Below are 21861 nucleotides of genomic sequence, written 5' to 3'. Positions count from 1 at the left end.
TAAGGATCTCTCCCCGGGGCGTCGCGGCGCCCCGGGGAGTCGTCAAAAGGGGGCATCCAGCATGCAAATACTACAAGCCATCTTGAGCGGATTGGCCATGGGCAGCGTCTACGCCCTGGTCGCGTTCGGGTTCAGCATCACCTACACCACGACCAAGACGTTCAACTTCGGGCAGGGCGCATTCCTGGCGCTGGCCGGCCTGATCGGCATCAGCGCCATTCTGCTGGTCACGCAGGGCAAACTGATCGGGTTTCCCAACCCCGAGGACGTCACCTGGGGAACGTTCCTGTTCGCCCTGCTGGCCGCCATGCTGGTATTGAGCCTGCTGGGCTACGTGCTCTACGTCACCGCCATCCGCCACTTCGTCGGCGAGGCGGGCCTGTCCTGGGTCATGAGCACGATCGGATTCGGCATCATCATCCAGAACCTGGCGCTGCTGATCTGGGGCCCCGCTCCGATCGCGCTGGCCTCGCCGCTGGGCGAGGGCATCATCACGATTTTCGGCACGGGCGTTCGGCCCCAGGAAATCCTGGTGTTCGGCACCACGCTGGCGCTGATGATCGTGTTCGACTGGGCGCTGCACAAGACCAAGATGGGCAAGGCCGTGCGCGCGGTGGCGTTCAGCAAGACCACCGCCAGCCTGATGGGCATCAACGCCAACGCCGTGGCGGTGGCGGTGTTCGCGATCAGTTCGGCGCTGGCCGCGATTGCCGGGGTGATGGTGGCGCCGATCGCGACCGCCTCCGTGTTCGTGGGCACCCTGCTGTCGCTCAAGGCCTTCTCGGCCGCCATCCTGGGCGGTCTGGAGAACCCGCGCGGCTGCATCTTCGGCGGTTTCCTGATCGGGCTGCTGGAATCGCTGATCGGCCTCTGGTATTCGAACCTGCGCGAGATCGCGGTGTTCGCGCTGATCATCGTCGTGCTGTATTTCCGCCCGGCCGGCATCCTCGGCCGCGTGCATGCGGAGAAAGTATGAAGCTCCCAAAAATCCTCATTCCCCTGGTCATCGCCGCGCTTGTGGTGGGCTTCGCCTATTCGGGCCTGAATGACTTCTACCTGCTGATCCTGTTCAACATCGGGGTCTATTACATCGCTGCCACCGGCTTCAACATCCTGGTCGGGCAGACCGGCCAGAAATCGCTGGGCCATGCCGGCCTGTTCGGCGTGGGCGCCTACACCGTCGCGCTGCTGACGGTGAACTACCAGGTCAACCCCTGGCTGGCGCTGGCCTGCGCGGCGGTCGTGTCCGCCGTCTTCGGCGTGGCGATCGCGATTCCGGCGCTGAAGGTGAAGGGGCCGAGCCTGGCCATGGTGACGATCGCCTTCGGCCTGCTGATCGAGAAGATCGTGTCCGAATGGACGGATGTGTTCAAGGGACAGGAAGGCTTCTACGGCATTACCGGCCTGACCTTCAATGGCGCCACGCTGGACGGCCGCCAGTGGGTCGTGGTGGTCGTCGCCATCGGGTTGGCGTTGCATGCCATGACGTCCCTGCTGCTCAATGGCCGTTTCGGCCGTGGCTTCGCCGCGGTGCGTACCTCGGAGATCGCGGCGGAAAGCGTGGGCATCAGCGTCTACCGCTTCAAGATCCTGGCGTTCGCAATCAGCGCCATCACCTGCGGCATCGCGGGCGGCCTGGTGGCGCAGCAAAACCAATACATCAATTCCGACTTCGTGAACTTCAACCTGTCGGTGTTCTTCCTGGTGCTGGTGCTGTTCGGCGGCCGCACGCCGGGCGGCTCGTTCCTGGGCGCCGTGGTGCTGACGGTGATCGACGCCATGCTGGCGCGCTGGCCCGAAGTGCAGCATTTCGCCTATGGCCTGATTCTGCTGTTCGCGCTGTACGCCATGCCGGAAGGGCTGGCGGGCCTGTTGGCCAAGGTGCTGCCCAAGCGCGGCCAGCGCGCGGCCCTGGCCTCCGAGGCGGGCGCAGCGGACTGGAAGCCGGCGCCTCCCGCCGCCCGCGGCGCGCACGGGGCAGGCGGGTTCCTCGAGGTGAAGGACCTGTACAAGGCCTTCGGCGGAGTCGTTCCGACCAACAAGGTGTCGTTCGCGCTGGAGCAGGGGGACGTCGTGTCGCTGATCGGCCCCAACGGCGCGGGCAAGACCACGACGCTGAACCTGCTGTCGGGCCTGGTGGTGCCCGATGCCGGCAGCATCCGCTTCAAGGACCGGCAGCTGGTGGGGTTGTCGCCCAACGGAATCGCGGCCTCGGGCATCGGCCGCACGTTCCAGAACCTCAAGCTGTTCGACGGCCTGAGCGCGCTGGAAAACGTGATGGTGGGCTTCTACCGCGTGCAGAAGTCGAGCTTCGTGTCGAACCTGCTGGGCCTGCCCGGCAGCCTCGAGGAAGAGCGGCGCATCCGCCGGCAGGCCTTCGGCATCTTGAAGTTTTTCGAACTCGACAAGTATGCCGATGACGCCGCCAACAGCCTGCCCTACGGCCTGCAGCGCCGGCTGGAAATTGCCCGCGCCGTGGCAGCCATGCCCGATCTGCTGCTGCTGGACGAACCCGCCGCCGGGCTGAATCCGGCTGAGACCGACCAGCTCACCGAGCTGATCGTGAAGCTCAAGGACATGGGCTTGACCATTCTGCTGATCGAGCACCACATGGACCTGGTCATGGCGATTTCCGACCACATCGTCGTGCTGGATTACGGGGTGAAGATCGCCTCCGGCTTGCCGAACCACATCCAGGAGAACCCGAAAGTCATCGAGGCCTACCTGGGCGCGCCCGCATAGGAGACGGCAATGAGCCGATTACTGGACATCAAGAATCTGGCGGTCAGCTACGGCGCCGTCAACGCCCTGAAGCAGGTGTCGCTGCACGTGGACACGAACGAGATCGTGACCATCATCGGCGGCAACGGCGCGGGCAAGAGCACGATGATGCGCGCTTTGTCGGGCATCGAACGTTCCGCCGGCGCGATCACGTTCGCCGGGGAGGACCTGGCCAGCATCAGCGCGCACAAGCGCGTCGGGCTGGGCATTGCGCACGTTCCGGAAGGGCGCCAGGTGTTTCCGGACCAGAGCGTTTACGACAACCTGATGCTGGGCGCGTTCCTGCGCAAGGAATCGCCCGCGGAGTTGGTTGGCGAGATCGAGAGCTGCTTTGCGATGTTTCCGCGCCTGAAAGAACGGCGGGACCAGTACGCGGGCACGCTGTCGGGCGGCGAGCAGCAGATGCTGGCCATCTGCCGCGCCCTGATGAGCAAGCCGCGCATCCTGATGCTGGACGAACCGTCCCTGGGCCTGGCGCCGCTGATCGTGGCTGAGATCTTCAAGATCATCAAGTCGCTGAAGGAACGCGGCATGACGATCCTGCTGGTCGAGCAGATGGCCAATCAGGCGCTGGCGATCTCGGACCGCGCATATGTCCTGGAAGTGGGCTCCATCGTGATGGAGGGCACGGGCCAGGAGTTGTTGGCCAGCGAGCGGGTGCGCGAGGCCTATCTGGGAAAACACAAGAGCTGACGAGGCAATCATGTCATCCAAACCATTGAGCGGAATCCGAGTGCTGGAGTTGGGCCAGCTGATCGCCGGGCCGTTCGCCGCCAAGATGCTGGGCGAATTCGGCGCCGAGGTGATCAAGATCGAGCCGCCCGGCAAAGGCGATCCGCTGCGCAACTGGCGCCTGCTCCATGAAGGCACCTCTGTGTGGTGGCAAGTACAGTCGCGCAACAAGAAATCGGTCAGCCTGGACCTACGCAAGCCGGAGGCGCAGGACCTGATCCGCGAGCTGGTCAAGGACATCGACGTGGTGGTCGAGAATTTCAAGCCCGGGACCATGGAAAGCTGGGGCCTGGGCTGGGAAGCGCTGCGCGCCATCAATCCGCGGCTGGTGATGCTGCGCGTATCGGGTTACGGCCAGACCGGGCCGTACCGTGACTTGCCCGGCTTCGGCGCCATCGGCGAGGCCATGGGCGGCCTGCGCCACCTGAGCGGGGAACCCGGCCGCACTCCGGTGCGGGTCGGTATTTCCATCGGCGATTCGCTGTCGGCGCTGCATGGCGTCATCGGCATCCTGCTGGCGCTGCGCGCACGCGACCAGAACGGCACCGGCCAGATGATCGACGTCGCGCTGTACGAATCCGTGTTCAACATGATGGAAAGCCTGCTGCCGGAGTACGCCGTGTTCGGCGAGATCCGCCAGCCGGCCGGCAGCAGCCTGCCGGGCATCGCGCCCAGCAACGCCTACCGCTGCCAGGACAATAAGTACGTACTCATCGCCGGCAACGGCGACAGCATCTTCAAGCGCCTGATGGGCGTGATCGGCCGGCCCGACCTGGCCGAGGCGCCGGAGCTGGCGAACAATGCCGGACGCGTGAAGCACGTGGTTATGCTGGACGACGCCATTTCGGCGTGGACCGGCCAGCATCCGCTGGACGTGGTGCTTGGCCGCCTGAACGACGGGCAGATCCCGGCCGGCAAGATCTATGACGTGGCCGATATCGCGGCCGACCCGCACTACCAGGCGCGCGGCATGATCCTGGACGGCGCGCTATCCGATGGCACGCCGGTCAAGCTGCCGGGCATCGTGCCCAAGCTGTCGGAGACGCCGGGCGAGGTGCGCAACCCGGCGCCCGCTTTGGGCCAGGACACCGACGAGGTGCTTGCCGGCCTGGGTATCGGCGAAGCGCAGCGCGACGATTGGCGCGCGCGCGGCATCATCTGAAGGGAACGACCATGACCGAACCGAACACGGGCCGCCAGCGGCTGTATATCCAGGAGGTCGCGCCGCGCGACGGCTTCCAGAACGAAAAGCAGTTCATCGAGACCCAGGACAAGATCGCCTTCATCAACCAGCTGTCCGGCAGCGGTTTCGCCAAGATCGAGGCCACTTCGTTTACGTCGCCCAAGGCGATTCCCGCGCTGCGCGACGCCGAGATCGTGATGCACGAGATCCAGCGCAGCCCGGACGTCGTCTACACGGTGCTGGTGCCCAATGTACGCGGCGCGCAGCGGGCCCTGGAATGCAAGGTCGACGAGATCAACTTGGTGATGTCCGTCAGCGAGACGCATAACCGCGCCAACCTGCGCATGACGCGGGAGCAGTCTTTCGAACAGTTGAGCGACGTGGTCAGCGCCGTGCGCGGCAGCCGGGTCGCCGTCAACGTGTCCTTGTCCACGGTGTTCGGCTGCCCCATGGAGGGCGACATCAACGCGTTCGAGGTTTTCGAGCTGGTGGGGCGTTTCGCCGCGCTGGGCGTGGACGGCGTGACCCTGTGCGACACGACGGGCATGGCCTATCCGACGCAGGTGGAGAAGATCGGCCGCGAAGTCCGCAGGCTGTTCCCCGGCCTCACGACGACCATGCACTTCCACAATACGCGCGGCATGGCGCTGGCCAACACGCTGGCGGCGATCGAGGCGGGCATCGACCGCTTCGACGCGTCGCTGGGCGGCCTGGGCGGCTGCCCCTACGCGCCGGGCGCCAGCGGCAACGTCTGCACCGAAGACCTGGTGCACATGCTTGAACTGATGGGCTACGACACCGGCGTGGACCTGCCGGGCATCCTGGGCGTGTCGGCTACGCTGCCTGGATTGGTGGGCCACGACATTCCCAGCCAGATCCTCAAGGCCGGTCCGCGCCTGACCTTGCATCCCGCGCCCGACTTCGGCGGCTGAGGCGGGGCGGCGGACCTGGGCGGTTGTGCTATTTTCCTGGCATGCCGCCCGGCCCGGAGCCCGCCATGTTGAAGTTCGCCGCCAACCTTTCGATGATGTACCCGGAACACGCGTTCCTGGACCGCTATGCGGCCGCCGCGGCGGACGGGTTCGCGGGCGTGGAATGCATGTTCCCCTACGAATCCCCGGCCGCCTTCGTGCGCGAGCGGATGAACGCGGCGGGCGTTGCCCAGGTGCTCTTCAATGCGCCGCCGGGCGTCGTCGCCCGCGGCGAGCGCGGGTTGGCGGCCTTGCCCGGCCGGCAGGCCGAGTTCCAGGCGGGCATTGAGCAGGCGCTGTCCTATGCGACGGCGCTGGCCTGCCCGAACGTCCACGTCATGGCGGGGCGGGTTCCGGACGGCGTGTCGCGCGAGGCCATGCTGGATTGCTATCGCGAGAACCTGGACTGGGCCGCGCGCCAGGCGCGCTCGGCGGGCGTCACGCTGCTGATCGAACCCATCAATACGCGCGACATTCCCGGCTATTTCCTGAACCGCCAGGACGAGGCGCACGCCGTCGTGCAGGCGGTCAATGCGCCCAACCTGAAAGTGCAGATGGACCTGTACCACTGCCAGATCGTCGAAGGCGATGTCACGGCCAAGCTGCGCGAGTACCTGCCCACCGGCCGGGTCGGCCACCTGCAGATCGCCGGCGTTCCGCTACGCCAGGAGCCGGACCGCGGCGAACTGGATTACGGCTGGGTGTTCGGCGTGCTGCGTGAATTGCGGTACGGCGGCTGGATCGGCTGCGAGTACCGTCCCGCGGGCAGCACCTCGACCGGCCTGCGCTGGCTGGCGGCCGCCCGCGCCTGAACGCGGCGCCGATGCCGCATCTCCGGTTTTCTCCCATGGTTTCCCCGCAGTGCTGGCTCGGCCAGAAAATAGTTAATATGTTAAGTAAATAGGAATGCGAGGAGACCGCGACATGTTCAAAGGCATCGTGCAATGCGTTCTGCTGGCGGCGACGCTGGCCGGCGTTTCGGCTGTTCCCGCCCCGGCCGTGGCTGCCGGATATCCCGATCGTCCGATCCGCTGGCTGGTTCCGTTCAGCGCGGGCGGCGGCAGCGACATCGCGACCCGCATCGTCGCCAGGCACGTCGGCGATACGCTGGGGCAAACCGTGGTGGTCGAGAACCGCCCTGGCGCCGCCACCATCGTCGCGGCCCAGGAAACCGCCCGCGCGGCGCCGGACGGCTACACGGTGCTGACCGCGGGGATGAGCACGCTGGCGCTGAACCCCTGGCTGTACGGCAAGCTGCCCTACGATCCGCAAAAGGACCTGGCCCCCGTTTCCACGCTGGTGGCGCTGCCCATCGTGCTGGTCGTCGCGCCGGACTCCCCCCTGCATACCCTGGCGGACGTGAAGGCTTATCTGAAGCGCGAACAGCCGGGCAGCTATGCATCCCTGGGCGTGGGCAGCCCCCATCACCTGGCCATGGAACTGTTCCTGGATACCATCCATGGCCGGGCCACGGCCATTCCATACAAGGGCACGCCGCCCGCCTTGCAGGACGTCGCCTCGGGCGTGGTGCCGATGATGATGGCCGACCTGGCCGCGGCGCGTCCCCTGATCCAGGCGGGCAGGCTGCGCGCCATCGCGGTGCCTGCCGCGAAGCGGTCATTGCAGCTGCCGGACGTGCCGACCTTTGCCGAAGCGGGCGGCCCGGCGTTCGAGGCCGCGGCATGGCAGGGGGTGGTCGCGCCCGCCGGCACCCCGCCCGACGTGGTCGAGACCCTGAGCCGGGCCATCGTTCAGGCGCTGCGCTCGCCGGACGTGGTGAAGCAGCTGACTCTGCAAGGCATGGAGCCCACTGGCAGCTCGCCGCAGGCTTTCACGGGCTATGCGCACGACGAGTACGAGCGCTGGGGCGCGGTGATCCGCAGCAAGCGGATTTCGGCGGAGTGATTGCGGGCGTAACAGCCGCCGCAAGGTGTAACCGATGCATTCCCGCCGACGGCGCGGGCGTACGATAAAGCCATGTCGACTCTGTCTGGCCAGGGCTGGCGCGAGGTGTTGTTCGGCGCGCGCCCTGGGCGAGGAGCATGTCATGTCTCTGATCGTAGCAGCCCGATTCGAGGGCTTCGAAGCGGCCCAGGCCGCCGCCGAGCGCCTGTCCTCCAGCGGTTTTCCCGACTGGGACATCAACATTTTCTACGTCAATCCGGCCGGCGAGCATGGCCGCTATCCGTGGGGCGGCGACCGCCGTTCCGATCCGGACTCGGGCCGCGCCGACATGGGTGCCTTCCTGGGGGCGGGCGGCATGGGGGCGGGCTTTGCCGTGTTCGGCGGGTTCGTGATGTCGGAAGTGAGCGATTCCACGCCGCTGATTCTGGCGGCGGCCGGGGTGGGCGCGTATCTGGGATCGCTCTTCGGGGCGCTCTGGGTGACGGGCCACGGCAATACGCTGCACGGCCATTTCAATCCGGATTCGCATGCCGAGATCCGCCAGGCCGGCGTCATGGTGGCCGTGCGGACGCGTCCGCAACGTGAAATGCTGGCGTGCCGCATCCTGCGCGACAACGGCGGCGCGGACGTCGAGCACGCCAACGGCCGCTGGCGCAACAACCACTGGGAAGACTTCGACCCGCTGAGGCCGCCCCAGCGGGAGGTGGGCTTCGGCTGATGCCCGGCGGGCCGAGGCGGGAGAAATCCGCCCGCGCTCAGTCCGGCGCGGGCGTGGGGGCGTTGTTTTGCCGCCGGGCCGTGGCCGCACAGCCGGCCGACGCCACGATGATGCCGCAGATGGCCAGCCATTGTGTTTTGTCCAGGTGCTCGTTCAGCACCAGCACGCCCGCCAGCGCGCCCATGGCGGGCTCCATGCTGAGGAGCACGCCGAAGGTCTTCGGGGGCAGGCGCTTCAGGGCTACCATCTCCAGCGAATAGGGCAAGGCGCTGGACAGGATGCCGACGCCGATGCCGGCCAGGATGAGCGTGGGGTCCAGCAAGGCCATGCCGGCGTGTGCCGCGCCCACGGGCAGCGCCACCAGGGTCGCCGCCGTCAGGCCCAGCGAGGTGGCCTGCCCGCCATGCACATTACCGGCCATCTTGCCGAAAATAATGTAGAGCGCCCAGCACACCGCCGCGCCCAGCGCGTAGGCGATGCCGGTGGGATCCAGGTCGTGTACCGACTGGCCCATGGGAATCAGCAGCACCAGGCCCGCCGCCGCGCACGCGATCCAGACGAAGTCGATGGCGCGCCGCGACAGCGCGACGGCCAGCGTCAGCGGACCGGTGAACTCGATCGCAATCGCCACGCCCAGCGGCAGCGTGCGCAGGGCCATATAGAACAGCAGGTTCATGCAGGCCAGCGTCACCCCGTAAAGCGCGATCTTGCCTGCGTCCCGGCGCGTCAGGGGGAACCGCCACGGCCGCCAGATCGCCAGCAGGATCAACGCGCCGATGACGATGCGGTAGGCGGTCGTGCCTTGCGCGCCCACCATCGGGAAGAGCGATTTGGCGAACGAGGTGCCGATGCACAGCGAGGCCATCGCGCCGATCAGGGATAGCGTGGGGAGCAGGGTGGACGGCGAGGCGGCGCGTCCGGTGTTCAAGGTTGCGGCAGTCATGGCAGGGAAAGGAAAAACGCGCTGCGGTCGGTCAGGTGCGGGGGATCAGGGGGCCAGGGTCTCGGCGGTGGAGTAGAGCACATACAGCGCCAGGCCGACCATGACGGCGCCCAGCAGCCCTTGCTGCATCCGCAGGAACCACGGATTGCGGCCCACCCACCCGCGGATGCGCGAGGCGCCGTAGGCGAAACAGCTGCCGTACGGCAGGCTCAATACTTTCATCGTGATGCCCAGCACCAGCATCTGGATCCAGACCGGCCCGTTGTCCGGCGTGGTGAACTGCGGCAGAAACGCGATCATGAAGAGCAGGACCTTGGGATTCAGCAGGTTGGTGGTGAAGCCCTGCCAGAACGCATCGCGCGCATCGCCCGGGCGCGCCGCCAGCGACACCTCCGCCGAGCGGGCGCAGCGGATGATGGCCTTGATGCCCAGGTATCCCAGGTACAGCCCGCCCGCGGCCTTGATGGCCATGAACAGGGACGGAAAGGCCTGCAGCACGGAGGCCAGCCCCAGCACCACCGCCGGTACCTGGATGAACCCGGCGGCAACGTTGCCGAGCACGCTGTGGAACGCCGGCCGGAAGCCCTGCGTCATGCCCCGGGAAAGGGTCAGCGCCATGTCGGGGCCGGGCGTGAGCTTGAGCGCCGCGTCGGCGGCCAGAAATAGCAGGAAAAGCTGGAATGACGGCATGATACGGGGAGGCGGCCCGCCCGCGGCGCGGACGGAGGGTTCCTAGTGTAAGCAAGCCGGCCGAATTATTCCTGCATCCCGGGGGCGCGGAATGAAGTTTCCCGTCGAAATGGGGCCGGATTCCGGCGCTGCCGGGCTTAGAATCGGTGGGCGGGCCGGCCCGGCCCGCATCCAACACGTTCCGAGACCTTTATGGAACTAGACGATTTCGATCTCCAGATTCTGCAGAGCATGCAGGAAGACAACCAGCGCACCAGCCAGGAGGTCGCGCAGCGCGTGAACCTGTCGCCGGTGTCCTGCCTGCGCCGGATGAAGCGGCTGCGCGAGTCCGGCGCGGTGCTGGGCGACGTTTCCGTCGTGGACCCGGCCGCCGTGGGGCGGGGGATCATGATGGTCGTGCTGGTGACGCTGGAAAGCGAGCGCGCCGACAAGCTGGACAGCTTCAAGCGCGCGATGCAAGCGGCTCCCGAAGTCATGCAGTGCCTGTCGGTCACCGGCGAGGTCGATTTCGTGCTGACCCTGACCATGCGGGACATGGGGGAATACGAGGCGTTCGCCCAGCGGCATTTCTGGGGCAACCCCAACGTCAAGCGCTTTTCCACCCTGATCGTGATGAACCGAGCCAAGTACGGATTGGGGGTGCCGGTGGCTACATCGGCTTGAGTCCCAGTTCCTGGATCATCTCCCGGTATCTGGCGATCTGGGTCGCCGCGTAGGCGTCGGCATCCTGCTGGCTCATCGGTTGCAGCAGCAGGCGGCCCTCGGCCTCCATCCGTTGGCGCAGGTCGGGCTGTTCCAGGGCGTAGCCCACCGCGCGATGCAAAGCGGCCACCTCCGCGGTCGGCGTGTCTTGGCGCACGTAGTAGCCGCCGGCGATCGTATAGACAAAGCCGGGAATCGTCTTGCTTTGGGAAATCAGCGGTATCCGGGAAAGCGGGGCGGGCAGCTTGTCGGAGAAGCTGGTCAGGATCTTCAACTGTTGCTGTGCCGCCATTCCTTCCATTGCCTGTTGATACGGCAGGACGGCGAAGTCGACCTGGCGCCCGATCAGATCCTGTAGCGCCGGTGCGCCGCCGCGATAGGGAACGTGCAGGAACTCCGCGCCCACGCGCCGCCCCAGGTACTCGGTCATGATGTGATACAGCGAGCCCACGCCGACGCTGGCGAAGGTAAGTGGGCGGGCGCCAGGCCGCTTGGCGTAGGCGATGAATTCATCGATGTCCGACACCGGCAGGTCGGCGCGCGCCAACAGCACGATGGTCGCTTCGCTGATGGGCTGGGTCAGGCGGAAATCCTCGGGCTTGTAATGAGCCGCCGCGTTCAGGAACGGACTGAGAATGACCTCGTTGGGCGATCCATGCAGGAAGGTATAGCCATCGGGCGGGCTGCTCAGGACCCGGCGCGCGCCCAGCATGCCGGCCCCGCCGCCCACGTTCTCCACCACGACCTGCTGCTTAAGCGCCTTGGCGATGTGCACGCCGAACTGTCGCGCCGAAGCGTCGCTGGCGCCGCCGGCCGGGTAGGGGACGATCAGGCTCAGCGGCTTCCTGGTTGGGTAATCCTCGGCGTGCGCCAACGGCACGGCGGCGAATACCGCGAGGAAAAGGGCGGCCGTCCGGGCCGGTAGATTCCAACGCATGCTGCATCTCCCTTGTCATGTCTGTTTGAAGGCAGCCGGCCGTCGCGCCGGACTGTGCCGTGCAGTCTAGGCAGTGGCGTTTGCCGGCATCAATGACGAACCAGGGATCGGATCAATGTGAAATCTGCAACGGTGGGTGGGCCGGCACAGGAGAGCGCGGCTCAGGTACCGAGAGACTCCAGAGTGGGAAACGTCTTCAGGATATGAAGCAGCATGCCGGCGGTAGCGGGCGGCAGATGGCGCCCCGCCAGGCTGATGACATGGGTGCGGCTATTGTTCAGGATGGGATTCGCCAAAGGCAGTGAAACCATCTGGCGGAACTGCGGGCCTTTCAGCGGCATCGACAGCGGATTCACGACATAGCCCAGTCCCTGGCTCGCGAATTCCCACAGGATCTTGAAGGAATTGGTCAGCAGCGCGGGCCGCAGCCTGACGTTCTCGTCCAGCTCCGCCGCCTGGATGTGCTGGCGCACGCCGAACGATTCATCCATCGCGGCCCAGCCGTGAGGAGCGAGGTCCGATAGCCGCAAGGCCCGGCGGGTGCGCGCCAGCGGATGGTCCTTGTGGACATGTACGCGCATCGGCGCGGCGCGCGAATAGTGCGAACGCAGCCGCACATCGTTCGGCGGCTGGAAGATCAGCGCGATTTGCGCGCGTTCTTCGACGATGTAACGCACGGTTTCATTGGTGCCGGCCACATGGATGCTGTAGGTGATGTCGGGATGCTTGCGCACGAACGAAAGTAGGACGGGTTCCAGCAGCATGTCCACGAAGCCCTCGCCCAGCGCCAGTTCGACGTGGCCCCGCGCGGCGCTCTTCAGGTCGTTGACCTCGGCGTAGAAGGATTCGTTCAGGTTCTGTTGCCGTCGGGCGAACAGGGCCACCAGCCGCCCGGCATCCGTGGGCACGACTCCCCGGCCGCGGCGTTCCAGCAAGGTCAGCCCGGTGTCCGCTTCCAGCCGGGCGACGGCTCGGCTTATCGCGGATGGGTCGGTCTGCAGGACGTCGGCAGCGGCGCGCAATGAGCCTGTCTCGATCACTTGCAGCAGACATTGAGTCCGCTTGAATTCCAGCACGTTGTCCATCGTTGCGTATCCTCGCCGCGGTTTCGGCGCTTGCCTTGGGCGCCGGCAAGCGAACGTTGCAAAAATCGCATCGATAAGGCGTGATTGTTGCTATCGAGTTTGTACCCGCGCTTGTCTATAGTCGGAAGCCGTATTTCCCCGAAGGCCCCGTTTATGGAGACATCGCCTCATGGCCATCACCGCATCCCCCATCGGCACTGAATTGCTGCGCAAAATGCGCGACTGGCGCCGCGATATTCACGCGCATCCGGAAACGGCATTCTGCGAATTCCGTACCTCCGATCTGGTCGCCCGGGAACTGGCGGAGGTGGGGGCGGTGGTGCATCGTGGGCTCGGCGGCACGGGTGTGGTAGGGACGCTGGCGCGGGGTGACGGGCCGGTGATCGGCCTGCGCGCCGATATGGACGCGCTGGACATGCAGGAGTTGGGCGAGGCGACGCATCGTTCGACGATTGCCGGGAAAATGCACGGATGCGGCCACGACGGCCACACCGCCATGCTGTTGGGCGCGGCGCATCACTTGGCCGGCGACACGGGCTGGCGGGGCACCTTGCACTTCATTTTCCAGCCCGCGGAAGAGCACGCGGGCGGCGGCCTGGCGATGGTGCGGGACGGTCTGTTCGAAAAATTCCCCTGCGACGCCGTATATGCGCTGCACAACTCGCCCAATCTGCCGTTCGGAGTGGTATCCACGCGGGTGGGTACCGTCATGGCCAACTGCGATACCTACGAGATCACCGTGACCGGCAAGGGGTGCCATGCCGCGCAGCCCGAACACGGCATCGACCCCATCGTGGCGGCGGCGCAGGTGGTGAGCGCGATGCAGACCATCGTCAGCCGGAACGTGAAGGCCATCGATGCACTGGTGCTGAGCATTACGCAGATCCATGCGGGCGACACCTGGAATGTCGTGCCCAACAGCGTGCAGTTGCGCGGCAGTTGTCGCACGCTGACCGCCGCAACGCGTGACTTGGCTGAGCGCCGGCTGCGCGAGGTGTGCGCGGGCGTGGCCACGACGTCGGGCGCCACGATCGAGGTGGAGTATTTCCGCGGCTATCCGGCTTGCGTCAATACGGAGACCGAAGTGCGATTGGCCGCCCGCGCCGCGACGCGGGTGGTGGGGGTGGAGCAGGTGGATACGTCCTGCGTGCCGCGCATGGGATCGGAAGACTTCGCCTACATGCTGGAACAGCGGCCGGGCGCTTATGTGTTCGTGGGAGCCGCCCGCGCGGGCGACAACCCGCCTGTACATAACCCGTACTACGATTTCAACGACGACATCCTGCCGTTGGGCGCTCGCTATTGGGTCGAGCTTGTGAGAGAAGCCATGCCGGCATGAGCGACACCCATTCTGATCCGGGACGGGCCGAGGGCGCGGTCGGTTCGGCGCGATGACGGCGTCCGCCGGAACGCGGTGCTCGATCGCGACATCCAACCCCATATGCAAGCGGTGTTTCGCGCCATTCCGGCGCGCCGGTTCGCCTGCATTTTGGGGGGATGAAATGAAAGCGATTCAGACAGTATGGCTCTGCGCCCTGGTCCTGGCCAGCCATGGCGCGTTGGCGCACGGCAACGGTCCGACGGACCCGCAGATCGCGGCCATCGTCGTGGTGGCCAACCAGGTGGACATCGACGCAGGCAAGCTGGCGGAACAGAAGTCGCGAACCAAGGACGTCCAGGAGTTCGCCAAGCTGATGGTGACCGACCATACGGCCGTGAACCAGTCCGCGGGCGAACTGGTCAAGAAGCTCAAGGTCACGCCCGAGGCGAACCCGACCAGCGAAAGCCTGCAACAAGGCGGCGACAAGAACCTGGCCACGCTCAAAGGCCTGAGCGGGGCGGCGTTCGACAAAGCCTACGTCGATCACGAGGTGGCCTATCACGAGGCGGTGATCCAGGCCCTGGATACGACGCTGATCCCGAGTGCGCACAATGCCGAGTTGAAGGCGCTGCTGGTCAAGGTGCGGCCGGCCTTCATCGCGCATCTGGAACACGCCAAACAGCTGCAAGAGAGGCTCGCCGGTGGCTAGGCTGGCCTTGCCCGCGGGATGGCGGCGCGCCGGCGCTGCCGCGCTTTGCGCGGGCCTGGCCCTGGCCGGCGCGCCGGCGCGCGCCGCGGACGATCTTCCCGGAGGAAAGGCGGCCGAGCATATCGTGACTATCGAAGGCATGCGGTTCACGCCGGCCACGCTGACCGCCCGGCGCGGCGACAAGGTGACGTGGGTCAACAAGGACCTGGTGCCCCACACGGCCACCGCGGTTTCCCGGGCATTCGATTCCGGGGCTATCGCGGCCGGCGCGTCGTGGACCTACACTGTCGGAGAGGCAGGCAGCATCGCGTATACCTGCCTGTTCCATCCGACCATGCAGGGAACCCTGGTTGCACAGTGACGAGGCGGAGGTTGGGCATATGACGACAGTGGCTGAGCCGGCGGCCATGCTGGCCGAAGAGAATGACCTGGCGCTTGCACGCCGCATTGCGGCGGGCGAGGAAGCCGCGTTCGAGTTGATGATGCGCCGGCACAACCGGCGGCTCTACCGCCTGGCGCGCGCGACCCTGCGCAACGACGCCGATGCCGAAGACGCCCTGCAGGAGGCGTATCTGGCGGCGTACCGGTCCATCGTCCGGTTCCGGGGCGAGTCCTCGCTTTTCACTTGGCTGTCGCGGCTGGTGCGGAACGAGTGTTTCGGCCGGCTCCGCAAGCATGGGCGCCGCGAGGCGCTGTGCCCCATGGCCGGCAATCTAGAGGACGAGGCTGACGCGATGACCATCAACGACTTCGATCCGCCCTACCACGCCGCGGCCCGCTCGCAGCTTCGCGCCTTGCTGGAGGCGCGGCTGGACGCCTTGCCGGTCGCCTTCCGGACGGTGTTCGTGCTGCGCTCCGTCGAAGAATTGTCCGTGGAAGAAACCGCGGATTGCCTGGGCATCCCCGAGGCCACGGTGCGCAGCCGCCATTTCCGCGCCAACGCGCTGCTGCGCGAATCCCTGTCGCACGATATCGACGTGACGGAAAAGAGCCTGTTCGAGTTCGACGGCGACGATTGCGACCGGATGGTGGCGACCACGCTGGCGCGCTTGAAGAGGGCAGGGGCCTGATCGGCGGGGCCAAACCGGCGCTACCGGGACCTGGCGTACTCCGACACAATGCGCTGGGCCCGCTGCGCCGCATCCGGGACATTGAATTCAAGCAGCGTATAGATGCGTCCCGTCCCATCGACGGAGGAATAGGCGCTGGCTCCCGAAAGCCTTTCGCTTTCTTGCCTGATGTAAACCGCGTAGCCGTCGCGGCCGAGGTAGTCGGGACGGTTCTTGTAGCGCGCTTCAAAAAAATCCAATGCCGCGGGCCGCTCGGCCGGGACACCGCCCGCCGAGGTCGCGCGATAGTCCGTGAACAGCATTTTGGGACGATCCGGGCGCCCGTTCTCGGCGGCCGACAGCGACTCGCAGTCGATCGCCATCAGAACGACCGTCACGCCGCGATTCGGCTGTGGCTTGAATGTGTCGTAGATCCGCTGCTGATAACCCGGCTTGTCGGGCCGGAGTTCGCAGAGCCCGGCGGGGAGCGAGCCGGCGATGGCGTGGCACGATGCGGCGACCAGGCCGGCGCCGGAAAGCAGGTTCAGGAGCGTTCGAGCGGCGGTCATAGGTTCCCGGGCCATCGCGTAAATATCGCGTCCTGCTCCAGCGCCCGCGCGCGCCAGGCATTGAGCAGTTCGGCCAGGGCTTCGTGGGTGAGCCCATAGGTTTCGGCCAGGCTGGAATTGCGGCCGACGAAACGCCGGTTGAGCCCCGCGGTGCCTGCGCGGTCGACCGCGGCGTCGTCGAAAACGATCAGCTTGGGCACGTTGCGGCTGACGCTGACCACGGTGAACTCGCTGGTGTCTTGCCAGCGTATCGTCTTGCTGTTCCAGACCAGCCTAGTTTCGAAGCCGTCGCGGCCCAGGCGCAGGAAGGTGTCGTCCTTCGCGGCGCGCACGAGCAGCATGGCAGCGGCGAACAGAGAAAGCACGGCGCCCGGCCAGAGGATCAACTGCTTCAGCGGCGGCAGCGGTTCATGGAGCAGCATCCACAGCAGCACGCCGCCGAAGACCGCCGACAGTAGCGAAAACACCCACAGTTTCAACGCCGCGGCCTTGAGCTGCACAGGGCCGGGATATCGCGCCAGCAGTGCTGCGGCGCAATGCGCCTCACGCTGGAGCAGGCCCGGCCATATCTGCAGGATGGCAACCGCGGCGCACAGGCCGAAGAACAGCGTGACCGGAATCCCCGCCTCGGCGCCGTCCAGGATCATCCCCGTGCCCAGGAAAACAAACACGAGACCGATCGCCAGGCAGGCATAGGCGAACAGGTTCGTTCGCCTGCGGCCGGGCGCGCGATCCGGTGCGCGGGAAGTGGATGGTTGCGTCATGGAGAATCCAGTGTAGTCGCGTGGCCGGCGGGCGTCGGCCGTCAAGGCTTGTGCCGGGCCAGCACTTCGTCGCGCGGCCCCGCATCCACCACGCGCCCGCCTTCCATCACCACGATCGTGTCAAAGCGGCTGAGCAGGCTGGGCCGGTGCACCGAGGCCACGATGCAGGCCGAGGGAAATGCGGCGTACATGCGATCGAACACCCGGCCTTCGGCTTGCGGGTCCAGCGCGCTGGTGGGCTCGTCCAGCAGCAGCAGGGAACTTCCCTGCGCCGCCAGCGCCCCGCGCGACAGGGCCAGGCGTTGCCGCTGGCCGCCGGACAGATTGCTGCCGCGTTCATTTACCGGGCTGGCCAGGCCGTCAGGCATGCGTTGCAGCACTTCATCGAACACGCCGGTATGCACGGCGGTTTGCAGTGCCGCGGGATCGGCGGGTTCGCCGAAGGTCAGGTTTTCCTGGACGCTGGCTTCGAAGACTTCGGCCTCTTGCGGAATCAGGGTGGCCAGCGTGCGCAGTTCGGCCCAGTTGACCGGTTTGCCGTCGCGCAGCAGATCTCCTTGTTGCGGCGGGTACAGCCCGGCCAGGGTGCGCAGCAAGGTGCTCTTGCCGCCGCCGCTGGCGCCGATCAGCGCCACGCGCGAACCGCGGCGCAATACCAGGCCGACGCCATGCAGGCCGCCGCGCCCTTCATCCGAATAGCGCCAGGTGGCGCCGCGCAGCTCCAGGGTCTGCCATGGCGCGTCGGGCTGTACGGCGGGCACGACGGCGTCGGGATCGCCCGGCGCCTGCCAGATGGGCTCGGCGCTGCTGAAGTCGGTGTGCATGCGCGAAAAGCTCTGGAAATTCGAGGCAATGGCGCTGACCACCGAGGCAGCCTGCTGGGCATACTGATAGATCATGAAGATGGTGCCCAGCAACAAGGCCTGCCCCGGCTCGCGGTGCCGCAACACGTATTCCACCACGAGTATCCAGGTGAGGCACATGCCCATCAGGTCCACCACGCACCACTTGACTTCGTTGACCCACAGGGCGCGGCGCAAGGGTTTCATGACCGTTGCCAGCCGGCGGCCCAGCACTTTGCGCGAGGCGGCCTGCAGCCGCAGGCCGATCACGGTGCCGGCATTGCTGACGAAGTCGAGCAGCGCCGCGACATAGCGGCGCTCCTGGTCGTTCTCGGAACGGGCCAGCCGCATCAGCGCGAGGTCGAAACGCAGCGTGATGAGGGCGATGATCAGGTAGCCGCTGACGGCGATGATGCCGCTGACGTGGGACAACAAGGTCAGCGCCACCAGCGGGCCGACGAAGTTCAAGGCGCTGTGCAGGTATCCGTACATGCTGCGGGCGAACGTCGACAGCGCGCGGCTGGATTGCAGCACCCGGTGCTGCAGGTCGCCGGAGTGCCGGCCGTCGCGCCAGGTCAGCGGGGCGGCGGCGATGCGGGCATAGAGGTCGTCGGCCAGCCGCTCGCGAACACGCACGCCTACGTTGCCTTCCAGGACGCGTCCCGGGCCGTGGAACACCCACGACATCATGTAGCTGCCTACCAGGAACATGATCCAGAGGCCCGCGGTCGCCATATCGTTTTGCTGCAGGGCGTTGATGGCATGGGAGGCCAGCCAGGGCAAGGTCAGCTTTATCAGCTGCGCGCCCGACAGCAGGGCGACGGCGCCCATCAGGTGCCGCCGCGCGCCTTCGGCGTAGTGCCAGAGCGCGCGATACAGCACGAGCGCCGCGCGGGTCATGCCGATGGAGGAAGACGGGGAAGAGGAGTCGGGCTTCATCGCGAGGAAGGGGAGTCAGGTGTGGCACGCCATTGCTAATGCTATCCGACCTGCGCCGCAAGGCCGGCAGGCCGATGCCAGCGTAACCGGGAGGGTGCCTGCGGCCTTGATCCCGTGCCCCAAAGCAATTAGCCCCGCCAAAGGCGGGGCTAATTGCTTGAATCTATTGGTGGCCTGGGGCGGAATCGAACCACCGACACAAGGATTTTCAATCCTCTGCTCTACCGACTGAGCTACCAGGCCAACGAAGTCCGCAACTATACACAAAATCCGCATCAAGCGGGGGCGGCGGGTTCCTGGGGGGCGGCGCGGCGGCGGGCCTGTTCGAGCGCGGCGCCTGCCTCGCCGGAAATGCTGCGCAGGTGGAGATCGCTTTGCGGGTAGGGAATTTCGATGCCGGCCTGCGTCAGCGCGTCGTACATCCGCGACAGCAGTTCGCTGCGGATCACCATCCAGCGGTCGAAGTCGGGCGTCCAGGCGCGCAGGCTGAAGTCCAGCGTGCTGTGGCCGAAGCCCATGAACAGCGCCAGCGGCGCCGGCTCCAGGGAGACGCCGGACGTTCTGCGCGCGGCGTCGGTGAGCTGCGCGATAGCGGCCGCCGGGTCCGTGCCGTAGGCCAGGCCGATGTTGATCTCGATGCGGCGGTTGCGGTCCAGCATCGTCCAGTTGGTCAGCTTTTCCGATAGCAGAGTACCGTTGGGCACAACCACGTCGGCGCCTTCGAAAGTCCGGATCCGGGTGGCCCGCATGCCGATTTCGCGGACTTGGCCCGAGGTGTCGCCGATATCCACGGCGTCGCCGGGCTGGATCGGGCGTTCGAACATCAGGATCAGGCCCGAGACGAAATTGTTGACCACGTTCTGCAGGCCGAAGCCGATGCCCACGCCCAGGGCGCCCAGCACGATGGCAAGCTGGCTGGCCTTGACGCCCGCCGCCGACAACGCCACCGCAAGCCCCAGCATCAGCACGGAGTAGTAGGTCAGCGAGGCGATGCTGTTGCCCACCCCGCGCGGCAGCGGCATGCGGTTGAGCAGTTCTTCGTGCAGCACGAGGCGAATGGTCCGCGCGGCCCAGAACGCGATCAGCACCGAGATGACGAACACCAGGATGTTGCCCAGGCTGATCGTGATGTTGCCGACGGCGAGCGTGTACGACAGCACCTGCGTGACGATGGCGTAGGTGGCCCGCAAGATGCGGAAGCGGTCCATGGCATAGAGAGCCCAGCCCACGACCGCGCCGGCCGTCACTAGCCGGATCAGCAGCTGCACCAGCGGCGGAGCGTGTTCCCGCGCGATCCGGAAGCGCGATACGCCCGGCCGCGCCAGCAGCAGCTGTAGCAGCGTGACGATGATGGTGACGCCGGCGTACAGCATCAGGCCGAAGTAGCCGCTGCTGACGATGGCGCTGGTCAGCATTTCGGCCAGCGACAGGTTGCCGACGACATTGGCGGCCGCGGACACGGCAAGCAGCGCGGCGGCGCCCCAGGCGATGGCGCGCAAGGCCTGGTGCAGCCGGCCGGGCGGCAGGGCCGCGCGGCGCCGGAAGCGGAGCAGCCACAGGGTGGTGGCCAGCGCCAGCAGGGTCAGGGCAAGACTGTGTAGCCGATACCAGGTTTCGCTCGCGAGAAACAGCACGCCCAGCCGTTCGATCAGGTACAGGCCCGTGATGGCGTATGGCCACAGCCCGAGCTGCTGGCGGGTGGCCGGCGGCAGCAGCCGCAGGACGGGAACGACCGCCAGCAGCAGCGCGAACTGCTGCACGATGAGCGGCGCGTCCGCTTCCAGTAGCAGCACGCCCATCATGGCCAGCAGCAGCCAGGCGGAGATGGGGCGCCCCAGCACCCGGGCGGCCGTCTCGCTCATTTCCTTGGCGCGGATCGCGTGGCGGCTGCGCCAGGCCAGCCAGAGCAGCAGCGGCAGCAGGACGACCTGCAGCACGTGCAGGGCGCGCTGGTTGCTGGTGTCGGCCGCGGCGTATTCGCGAGCGAAGCGCAACTCGAGCTCCAGGCCGGTGCGCAGCAGCGTCATCGCTTCATCGGGGGTGACGGGTTTGTCGGTGGCGCTCCAGAGCGGCGCCGCGTCCAGCTGCAGCAGGCGCGCATCGATATCGTCGATGGCGTCGGCGACCGCCCGCTGCCCCGCCAGGATCCGTCCTTCGACGGTGGCGGCACGCTGGCCCAGCGTGATCTGGCGGGCCAGGGGGATAGACAGAGCCTGTTCGGCCTGCGCCAATTGCGCGATGACCGCGTCCACGCGCGTCATCAGCGCGGGCGGCAGGCCGGCGGCGGCGGGCGAGTTCTTGATGGCCTTCCATGCGTCGCTGCGGCGGGCCAGTTCCGCGGCGTCGCCCGCATACTGGGCGATGGTCCGCTGCATGTCCGCCTGCCAGTGGTCGAAACGGCGTTCGTCGAACATCCAGTGCCGTTCCAGGCTTTCCAGCCGCATGACGGGCAGGGTGCGCAATTCGGCTGGCTGGAACTGGTGGAGCTTTTCGTCGGCGGACTGCGCGATCGCTTCCAGCCGCGGCGCGAGCGCGTCGGCGGGATCGCTCGTCGAAATCCTGTCGATCACGCCTTCGGCGTAACGGTGGTCGGTGTCGGCGCGCAGCGGAATGTCCGCCAGGCGGATCATCGGACCCGGCGAGGCCGCCTGAACCGGGGCGGAGGAGAGCGTCTGTCCGTGCGCGGAGCCGAGCGGCAGGCCCGCCATCAGCATCAGTACGATCAGGCTGAAAAGCGTCTGGGCATGGGCGCGCATGTCACGGTTCCGGTGGGTGGATGCTGCGAGTCGCCCTGCGGAAGGGGCCTCCTACGATATCGCGGAAGCTCTGGAAAGGGGAAGTAGACGCAAAAAAGCCCAGCGCAAGGCTGGGCTTTTTTTGCCAGGCAACCACTGAAATGATCCGTGGCAGCCGAATTCTTTTGGTGGCCTGGGGCGGAATCGAACCACCGACACAAGGATTTTCAATCCTCTGCTCTACCGACTGAGCTACCAGGCCAACGAAGTCCGCAACTATACACAA

At 66.6% G+C, this 21861-nt stretch carries 21 protein-coding genes and 2 tRNA genes; 13 read left to right on the top strand and 10 right to left on the bottom strand.

Annotation, left to right across the window (positions count from 1 at the left end; translation table 11 throughout):
* Window positions 1-61: 61 nt before the first annotated feature.
* From AGI3411_RS00115 to AGI3411_RS00080, 8 genes are all read left to right on the top strand, one after another.
* Window positions 62-976 carry a branched-chain amino acid ABC transporter permease gene (locus AGI3411_RS00115; protein ID WP_129525428.1) on the top strand — a complete coding sequence of 305 codons (915 nt, stop codon included), beginning with the start codon at window positions 62-64 and terminating at the stop codon, window positions 974-976.
* Entirely contained in the window at window positions 973-2742 is a 1770-nt protein-coding gene (locus AGI3411_RS00110) for a branched-chain amino acid ABC transporter ATP-binding protein/permease (protein ID WP_129525427.1), read from the top strand. Before AGI3411_RS00115 ends, AGI3411_RS00110 begins: the two co-directional genes overlap by 4 nt.
* Before the next feature lie 9 nt (window positions 2743-2751).
* Window positions 2752-3474, top strand: coding sequence for an ABC transporter ATP-binding protein (locus AGI3411_RS00105; protein WP_129525426.1), 723 nt, complete (start codon window positions 2752-2754; stop codon window positions 3472-3474).
* Between the two features lie 10 nt (window positions 3475-3484).
* Window positions 3485-4675, top strand: coding sequence for a CaiB/BaiF CoA transferase family protein (locus AGI3411_RS00100; RefSeq protein WP_129525425.1), 1191 nt, complete (start codon window positions 3485-3487; stop codon window positions 4673-4675).
* 11 nt (window positions 4676-4686) lie between these two features.
* Window positions 4687-5628, top strand: a complete 942-nt coding sequence (locus AGI3411_RS00095; protein ID WP_129525424.1) for a hydroxymethylglutaryl-CoA lyase — start codon at window positions 4687-4689, stop codon at window positions 5626-5628.
* 65 nt (window positions 5629-5693) lie between these two features.
* Complete coding sequence (otnI, locus tag AGI3411_RS00090) at window positions 5694-6479, top strand: 2-oxo-tetronate isomerase (RefSeq protein WP_129525423.1); 786 nt, start codon at window positions 5694-5696, stop codon at window positions 6477-6479.
* A 112-nt stretch (window positions 6480-6591) separates the two neighbouring features.
* The gene (locus AGI3411_RS00085) at window positions 6592-7572 is read left to right on the top strand and encodes a Bug family tripartite tricarboxylate transporter substrate binding protein (RefSeq protein WP_129525422.1); all 981 of its coding nucleotides are present in this window, start codon (window positions 6592-6594) and stop codon (window positions 7570-7572) included.
* Window positions 7573-7714: 142 nt separating this feature from the next.
* Window positions 7715-8290, top strand: coding sequence for a hypothetical protein (locus tag AGI3411_RS00080; protein ID WP_129525421.1), 576 nt, complete (start codon window positions 7715-7717; stop codon window positions 8288-8290).
* Window positions 8291-8327: 37 nt separating this feature from the next.
* Here the strand turns inward: AGI3411_RS00080 and AGI3411_RS00075 are convergent, their stop codons facing one another.
* Window positions 8328-9233, bottom strand: a complete 906-nt coding sequence (locus AGI3411_RS00075; RefSeq protein WP_129525420.1) for an EamA family transporter — start codon at window positions 9231-9233, stop codon at window positions 8328-8330.
* 45 nt (window positions 9234-9278) lie between these two features.
* On the bottom strand, window positions 9279-9923 hold the full coding sequence (locus AGI3411_RS00070) for a LysE family translocator (RefSeq protein WP_129525419.1): 645 nt from the start codon (window positions 9921-9923) through the stop codon (window positions 9279-9281).
* A 192-nt stretch (window positions 9924-10115) separates the two neighbouring features.
* Here AGI3411_RS00070 and AGI3411_RS00065 point away from each other — a divergent pair, with 192 nt between their 5' ends.
* Window positions 10116-10586: an Lrp/AsnC family transcriptional regulator gene (locus tag AGI3411_RS00065; RefSeq protein ID WP_129525418.1), complete on the top strand. Its 471-nt coding sequence runs from the start codon at window positions 10116-10118 to the stop codon at window positions 10584-10586.
* On the opposite strand, the gene AGI3411_RS00060 is transcribed toward AGI3411_RS00065, so the two are convergent.
* Together AGI3411_RS00060 and AGI3411_RS00055 are read right to left on the bottom strand one after the other, a co-directional pair.
* Window positions 10573-11562, bottom strand: a complete 990-nt coding sequence (locus AGI3411_RS00060; protein ID WP_129525417.1) for a Bug family tripartite tricarboxylate transporter substrate binding protein — start codon at window positions 11560-11562, stop codon at window positions 10573-10575. The two genes, AGI3411_RS00065 and AGI3411_RS00060, sit on opposite strands and share 14 nt — an antisense overlap.
* Before the next feature lie 161 nt (window positions 11563-11723).
* Window positions 11724-12647 carry a LysR family transcriptional regulator gene (locus AGI3411_RS00055; RefSeq protein WP_129525416.1) on the bottom strand — a complete coding sequence of 308 codons (924 nt, stop codon included), beginning with the start codon at window positions 12645-12647 and terminating at the stop codon, window positions 11724-11726.
* 169 nt (window positions 12648-12816) lie between these two features.
* Between AGI3411_RS00055 and AGI3411_RS00050 the strand changes: the two genes are divergently transcribed.
* The 4 genes from AGI3411_RS00050 (at window position 12817) to AGI3411_RS00035 (ending at window position 15747) form a co-directional block, all read left to right on the top strand.
* Entirely contained in the window at window positions 12817-13986 is a 1170-nt protein-coding gene (locus AGI3411_RS00050) for a M20 aminoacylase family protein (RefSeq protein ID WP_129525415.1), read from the top strand.
* Between the two features lie 163 nt (window positions 13987-14149).
* Window positions 14150-14677 carry a DUF4142 domain-containing protein gene (locus AGI3411_RS00045; protein WP_129525414.1) on the top strand — a complete coding sequence of 176 codons (528 nt, stop codon included), beginning with the start codon at window positions 14150-14152 and terminating at the stop codon, window positions 14675-14677.
* Window positions 14670-15038: a cupredoxin domain-containing protein gene (locus AGI3411_RS30310; RefSeq protein WP_244240212.1), complete on the top strand. Its 369-nt coding sequence runs from the start codon at window positions 14670-14672 to the stop codon at window positions 15036-15038. Before AGI3411_RS00045 ends, AGI3411_RS30310 begins: the two co-directional genes overlap by 8 nt.
* A 19-nt stretch (window positions 15039-15057) precedes the next feature.
* A complete protein-coding gene (locus tag AGI3411_RS00035; protein ID WP_129525413.1) occupies window positions 15058-15747 on the top strand; it encodes an RNA polymerase sigma factor in 690 nt (229 codons plus the stop codon).
* 20 nt (window positions 15748-15767) lie between these two features.
* Here the strand turns inward: AGI3411_RS00035 and AGI3411_RS00030 are convergent, their stop codons facing one another.
* The 6 genes from AGI3411_RS00030 to AGI3411_RS00005 form a co-directional block, all read right to left on the bottom strand.
* A complete protein-coding gene (locus tag AGI3411_RS00030) occupies window positions 15768-16295 on the bottom strand; it encodes a hypothetical protein (protein ID WP_129525412.1) in 528 nt (175 codons plus the stop codon).
* On the bottom strand, window positions 16292-17059 hold the full coding sequence (locus AGI3411_RS00025) for a hypothetical protein (protein WP_129525411.1): 768 nt from the start codon (window positions 17057-17059) through the stop codon (window positions 16292-16294). The genes AGI3411_RS00030 and AGI3411_RS00025 overlap by 4 nt, the downstream gene beginning before the upstream one ends.
* A gap of 41 nt (window positions 17060-17100) precedes the next feature.
* Window positions 17101-18840, bottom strand: a complete 1740-nt coding sequence (locus tag AGI3411_RS00020; RefSeq protein ID WP_244240211.1) for an ABC transporter ATP-binding protein — start codon at window positions 18838-18840, stop codon at window positions 17101-17103.
* A gap of 167 nt (window positions 18841-19007) precedes the next feature.
* Window positions 19008-19083 (bottom strand) — tRNA-Phe (locus AGI3411_RS00015).
* Between the two features lie 32 nt (window positions 19084-19115).
* Complete coding sequence (locus tag AGI3411_RS00010; protein ID WP_129525410.1) at window positions 19116-21596, bottom strand: mechanosensitive ion channel family protein; 2481 nt, start codon at window positions 21594-21596, stop codon at window positions 19116-19118.
* 165 nt (window positions 21597-21761) lie between these two features.
* Window positions 21762-21837: transfer RNA gene (locus AGI3411_RS00005), tRNA-Phe, on the bottom strand.
* Between the last annotated feature and the right edge of the window lie 24 nt (window positions 21838-21861).

Origin of the sequence: Achromobacter agilis (assembly GCF_900496965.1) — a bacterium.
Lineage (GTDB): Bacteria > Pseudomonadota > Gammaproteobacteria > Burkholderiales > Burkholderiaceae_B > Achromobacter > Achromobacter agilis.
This window is presented reverse-complemented; position numbering and strand designations above follow the sequence as displayed.

Coding starts and splice junctions, on each gene's coding strand:
- AGI3411_RS00115 (WP_129525428.1), top strand. CDS start 62: ATGCAAATACTACAAGCCATCTTGAGCGGATTGGCCATGGGCAGCGTC.
- AGI3411_RS00110 (WP_129525427.1), top strand. CDS start 973: ATGAAGCTCCCAAAAATCCTCATTCCCCTGGTCATCGCCGCGCTTGTG.
- AGI3411_RS00105 (WP_129525426.1), top strand. CDS start 2,752: ATGAGCCGATTACTGGACATCAAGAATCTGGCGGTCAGCTACGGCGCC.
- AGI3411_RS00100 (WP_129525425.1), top strand. CDS start 3,485: ATGTCATCCAAACCATTGAGCGGAATCCGAGTGCTGGAGTTGGGCCAG.
- AGI3411_RS00095 (WP_129525424.1), top strand. CDS start 4,687: ATGACCGAACCGAACACGGGCCGCCAGCGGCTGTATATCCAGGAGGTC.
- otnI (WP_129525423.1), top strand. CDS start 5,694: ATGTTGAAGTTCGCCGCCAACCTTTCGATGATGTACCCGGAACACGCG.
- AGI3411_RS00085 (WP_129525422.1), top strand. CDS start 6,592: ATGTTCAAAGGCATCGTGCAATGCGTTCTGCTGGCGGCGACGCTGGCC.
- AGI3411_RS00080 (WP_129525421.1), top strand. CDS start 7,715: ATGTCTCTGATCGTAGCAGCCCGATTCGAGGGCTTCGAAGCGGCCCAG.
- AGI3411_RS00075 (WP_129525420.1), bottom strand. CDS start 9,233: ATGACTGCCGCAACCTTGAACACCGGACGCGCCGCCTCGCCGTCCACC.
- AGI3411_RS00070 (WP_129525419.1), bottom strand. CDS start 9,923: ATGCCGTCATTCCAGCTTTTCCTGCTATTTCTGGCCGCCGACGCGGCG.
- AGI3411_RS00065 (WP_129525418.1), top strand. CDS start 10,116: ATGGAACTAGACGATTTCGATCTCCAGATTCTGCAGAGCATGCAGGAA.
- AGI3411_RS00060 (WP_129525417.1), bottom strand. CDS start 11,562: ATGCGTTGGAATCTACCGGCCCGGACGGCCGCCCTTTTCCTCGCGGTA.
- AGI3411_RS00055 (WP_129525416.1), bottom strand. CDS start 12,647: ATGGACAACGTGCTGGAATTCAAGCGGACTCAATGTCTGCTGCAAGTG.
- AGI3411_RS00050 (WP_129525415.1), top strand. CDS start 12,817: ATGGCCATCACCGCATCCCCCATCGGCACTGAATTGCTGCGCAAAATG.
- AGI3411_RS00045 (WP_129525414.1), top strand. CDS start 14,150: ATGAAAGCGATTCAGACAGTATGGCTCTGCGCCCTGGTCCTGGCCAGC.
- AGI3411_RS00035 (WP_129525413.1), top strand. CDS start 15,058: ATGACGACAGTGGCTGAGCCGGCGGCCATGCTGGCCGAAGAGAATGAC.
- AGI3411_RS00030 (WP_129525412.1), bottom strand. CDS start 16,295: ATGACCGCCGCTCGAACGCTCCTGAACCTGCTTTCCGGCGCCGGCCTG.
- AGI3411_RS00025 (WP_129525411.1), bottom strand. CDS start 17,059: ATGACGCAACCATCCACTTCCCGCGCACCGGATCGCGCGCCCGGCCGC.
- AGI3411_RS00020 (WP_244240211.1), bottom strand. CDS start 18,840: ATGAAGCCCGACTCCTCTTCCCCGTCTTCCTCCATCGGCATGACCCGC.
- AGI3411_RS00010 (WP_129525410.1), bottom strand. CDS start 21,596: ATGCGCGCCCATGCCCAGACGCTTTTCAGCCTGATCGTACTGATGCTG.